Source organism: Streptococcus sp. 53 (genome assembly GCF_013276565.1).
Taxonomy (GTDB): Bacteria; Bacillota; Bacilli; order Lactobacillales; family Streptococcaceae; genus Streptococcus.
Genome location: NZ_VMLG01000054.1, coordinates 1 through 1,079, shown reverse-complemented (window position 1 = coordinate 1,079; position 1,079 = coordinate 1). Strand labels below are relative to the sequence as shown.

2 protein-coding genes are annotated in these 1,079 nt (G+C 35.0%); one reads left to right on the top strand and one right to left on the bottom strand.

Annotation, left to right across the window (positions count from 1 at the left end; translation table 11 throughout):
* Positions 1-114 precede the first annotated feature (114 nt).
* Positions 115-309, bottom strand: a complete 195-nt coding sequence (locus HT722_RS10250; RefSeq protein WP_112444046.1) for a hypothetical protein — start codon at positions 307-309, stop codon at positions 115-117.
* A 140-nt stretch (positions 310-449) separates the two neighbouring features.
* On the opposite strand from HT722_RS10250, the gene HT722_RS10245 reads away from it, so the two are divergent.
* Complete coding sequence (locus HT722_RS10245; protein WP_173278856.1) at positions 450-1,046, top strand: CD20-like domain-containing protein; 597 nt, start codon at positions 450-452, stop codon at positions 1,044-1,046.
* The last annotated feature ends 33 nt before the right edge of the window (positions 1,047-1,079 follow it).

Below are 1,079 nucleotides of genomic sequence, written 5' to 3'. Positions count from 1 at the left end.
CACATATGGAAGATAGTAACTTGATGTTAAAATACGCTCCAACAACTATTTTAAATATTATACTCGGTTCTTTTGGGATGATAGATAAGGATGACCACCTAGTAAGACCTATTGCTATTTATTTCGAGGACTAAATAGATGTCCGTAACGCTGATTAAAACACTCTCTTTTTAAATCGAGTTCTTTCTCGCCTGTTTTAATATCCATGCGGACTCTATCAGCAAATTCATTGTGGCGCAATTCCATTTCTTTTTTAGATTGCTCCATCTTTTGACGCTTTTGATTGATGTGAGTAAAAAAAGAAAACATATTATCGCACCACCTTTCATCACTATTTTACAACGAACAATAGTAAAAATCAACTGTTTCTATTTTGGAATAGTTGCGTAAAACGGAAATAAAAAATGTGCAATAACTGATCCACATTAAAAGCTGAGAGAGGTTTCATTATGAATGAAGAACGCAAAGTTTTAGGTATTTTGGCTATTATTTTCGGAGCGATCGCTCTATTTGGGTCTTGGATGCCTATTATTAACAATCTATCTTTTGTTATTGCTATCTTAGCGCTTATATTGGGCTTGATAGGTCTAGCCATCAACAGAAAAAGACCCAAAATGTTGGCTATCATTGGTACAGTGTTAGCAGTTGTGTCAATGGTTATTGTTATCGCTACGCAATTGATGTATGCTCGTGCTTTGAATAACGCTGCTAAGAGCGTGGAAGATACTGTAAGTTCAGTAAGTTCTTCTATCGAATCATCACAAAAAGAAGAGGATGCTAAATTTAACTGGACAAAAGAACAGTTTGACGCGCTTCAAGTTGGCGATATTATCAACTATGGAGCTGGTGGAACTAACTACGATGATATTGTTAGCGTTCATGGAGAACCAAATAGCATAAACACTACTACTGTTAATGATCATGAAAGCAGAACAATTTCATATTCTTCAGCAGGGACAAAACTCCGAAGTATTACTTTGACATTTAGCAAACAAGAAAATGGTGCTTACTTATTGACTGCTAAAGTCGGCATCGGCTTGGAATAAATTTATTTTTATGGTATAAAGAATTTGTGTTTA

Bases quoted from the DNA above. Each gene is read 5' to 3' on its own strand.
- HT722_RS10250 (WP_112444046.1), bottom strand. From the start codon at position 309: ATGTTTTCTTTTTTTACTCACATCAATCAAAAGCGTCAAAAGATGGAG.
- HT722_RS10245 (WP_173278856.1), top strand. From the start codon at position 450: ATGAATGAAGAACGCAAAGTTTTAGGTATTTTGGCTATTATTTTCGGA.